The sequence below is a fragment of the Fervidicella metallireducens AeB genome (assembly GCF_000601455.1).
Taxonomy (GTDB): domain Bacteria; phylum Bacillota; class Clostridia; order Clostridiales; family Caloramatoraceae; genus Fervidicella; species Fervidicella metallireducens.
The window spans coordinates 1-2,882 of the sequence record NZ_AZQP01000091.1 but is presented as its reverse complement, the minus strand read 5'-3'; the positions used below and the strand labels follow the sequence as shown (position 1 = coordinate 2,882).

The window sequence follows — 2,882 nt, the reverse complement described above, 5'->3', positions numbered from 1 at the left end:
AAAAATACCAGGTACGTATTTTACTACATACCTGGTATTTTTTACGAGCAGTATTCTAAAATCTTGGCAGCAATATCATTTGATGATATGCCTTCTGAGGTATCAAAGGATATATCTCCATTTACCCCATCCCACTCTGTCATTTGACGCTCTAGCATTTTTTCTATTGGAGGCGCTAGCTTTCCTCCTGTTCTTTTAGCAAATCTAGTCTTTAATGTTTCTAGATCTGCCATGAATCTAATTTTTACAGCTCCGTCTATGTCATTAATGTTTGGTAAAACATTTTTATCACTTACAACATATATAATTGACTCTTCATTTAAACCTTTTCCCTTAGCCTCTATAAGCTTTGTTTTAAATAAATTCCAAGCCTCTTTCTCATTTTTTGCAAGACGTAAATAATCCTTACCTGAGTATATACTTGCATTTGTAAGCTTTTTTAATTCTTCTGCTGCTGATGATTTTCCTGAGCAGCTTGTACCTAAAAATATAAATAACATTTTTATCCCCCCGTTTAAACAATCTATTATTTAATTACTATATTTGAGTTTTCCATTATTACAGTATTATCAATCAATATTTTACTTGGAGTGAATACAAAATCCATATGTAGTGGTGTACTGTTTTTTCCTCCAAACATATCATTCATACCTACTGCAATATGTGCTGTTCCTATACACTTTTCATCAAGTGCAGTGTATCCTATAAGCTTTCTTACATTTTCATTTAAACCAACTCCGAACTCTCCAATTACATCACAGTCTCCTGGATATGATTTTATATGCTCCAATACTTCAGCTTCACTACAGTCAGCCAATTTACCATCTATGAATTTCATAATTACATTTTCGTATACCTTGCCTTGTAAATATATATTCGGAATTATTATTTCTCCCTGAGCACTTTCTTCAATAGGTGCTATGTATATTTCACCACATGGTATATCTCCATTTCCATCATCTTTATGCCATTCTCTGTTTCCTAATTCAAATGTCAATTTACTATTTTCACCTGTATAAATCTCTACAATATTTTTACCATATAGTTTCTCTATAAGACAACTACAGCTTTCCTTTAGATTATCATAATCTATACCCATTGCCTCTAATACTGCTTCCTCATATAAATTGAATTCAATGCCTGCTGCCTCTGCGTTTTCTATTGTTGGCACTTTAATTTGAATAAAGCATTCCTTATCCCTTATACTGCCAAATAGCTTCATCATATAGTTACGATAAAATGGAATCTTCTCTCTAGGAAAATCCTTATGTGGAGAAGGTGGTATATACATACATAAATCTATAACCATATCTGCCACATTAAATATTTCGAAATATTTATCTGGAAAATCTAGATTTTCATCTGCAACCTCTGAAAAATAGTTTTTAAAGAATTCCCTTGAATATTGCCATTTAAGGGGTACCCCACCCTTCTTAGCTATTTCAATTGCAAACTTGTCTAATACATTTAAATCTCCATTTTCTCCCCAAAATTGAATTAAAACAACTGATCCCTTTTTAACATCAATTCCTTTAACGATATTTGGTATTAACTCTACAAAATTCATTGTAATCCCCCCGTTTTCATTTTGACTCTCATAATTTCATCAGGTCGTTTTTTATTTCTATGACCATCTAAATAAAATAATACACTTCAAATTAATTCTTGTCAATACATTTTTATAATCATCGAATTAAATTGACTTTTTTGTTTTGATTTATATAATTAAATTATAGATATATTTAGGGGTGGTTATATGGAAAAACATCAAATACTTAGAGAAGAATTTATAAAGGCTTTAAATAATCGCATCACTGAAACCAATTCACATGCTGAGTTTCTAAAAAATGATGATTCTAATGATGAAGCTATGCTTGAAAAAATTAAAACTAATGTTATGGATATTTTTCATAAAATGTTTAATGCTAGCTATAACAAAGTATACGGTAAACCAAATTCAAAAATTGAGAACTCAGAAGACGAGAATTATAAAAACTTATACCTTGCATATATGTCATTCTTTGATAAGATACCATCACAGTGGATAGCTAACCATGCTAAAGCAAAGGAACATAATATGTACAAGGAACAATTAATTGAAGAAATAAAAATAAATACTGCAAATGAAATAAAAGATATGTTTATTTTATTTTATAAGAAGTATTAAATTATAACATAGGAAGTGATAGTTTTGTTCGAACGCTCTATAACTATATTTAAATGCTTATCCGATAAGTCACGACTTAGAATTATTAGTAATCTTCTACAGGAACCAATGTACGTAGAGCTTCTTGCTGAAAGACTTGATTTATCAGCTTCAACGGTTTCCTTCCACTTAAAAAAGCTTGAAGAGGCTGGGCTTGTTTATTCTGTGAAGGAACAGTATTACATCGTTTATCATCTAAATCCAGATATACTAAAATCAACTCTCCACGATTTGATAAAGGTTGATGATGTAGATACTAACGTTCAAGAGAAAAGGGAAGAAAACTATAGGAATAATGTTATATCATCATTCTTCAAATATGGAAAGCTAAAATCTATTCCCGTTCAGCTTAAAAAGAAAAAAATTGTACTTGAAGAAATAGCCAAAAATTTTGAATACGGAAAAACTTATTCAGAAAAAGAAGTTAATCTTATCATCGCTGATATTCATGATGATTTCTGCACCATTAGAAGAGATATGGTTTCAGAAAAGATATTAACAAGAGAAAATGGCTATTATACTTTATGTAAAAATAACGAATAATTTTTCCTTTAATATTTTTTTTACTTGTAGATATTCACTTCAAAAATAACAGTCATATAAACTTATATGCCTGGCACCTTTATGGGCCCACCATAAAAAAGCTTCGGATAAGTATTTCACTATCCGAAGCTTT

General features: G+C 30.2%; 4 protein-coding genes. 2 read left to right on the top strand and 2 right to left on the bottom strand.

The genetic code is table 11. From position 1 onward, the window contains the following. Positions 1-41 precede the first annotated feature (41 nt). Both Q428_RS13585 and Q428_RS13580 read right to left on the bottom strand, forming a co-directional pair. Positions 42-500, bottom strand: coding sequence for a hypothetical protein (locus Q428_RS13585; RefSeq protein WP_035381840.1), 459 nt, complete (start codon positions 498-500; stop codon positions 42-44). 26 nt (positions 501-526) lie between these two features. Further along, positions 527-1,567, bottom strand: coding sequence for an aminopeptidase (locus Q428_RS13580; protein ID WP_035381838.1), 1,041 nt, complete (start codon positions 1,565-1,567; stop codon positions 527-529). A 189-nt stretch (positions 1,568-1,756) separates the two neighbouring features. On the opposite strand from Q428_RS13580, the gene Q428_RS13575 reads away from it, so the two are divergent. Together Q428_RS13575 and Q428_RS13570 are read left to right on the top strand one after the other, a co-directional pair. Next, a complete protein-coding gene (locus Q428_RS13575) occupies positions 1,757-2,167 on the top strand; it encodes a hypothetical protein (protein ID WP_035381836.1) in 411 nt (136 codons plus the stop codon). Positions 2,168-2,191: 24 nt separating this feature from the next. Next, positions 2,192-2,749, top strand: a complete 558-nt coding sequence (locus tag Q428_RS13570; protein ID WP_035381834.1) for a DUF2087 domain-containing protein — start codon at positions 2,192-2,194, stop codon at positions 2,747-2,749. Positions 2,750-2,882: the final 133 nt, after the last annotated feature.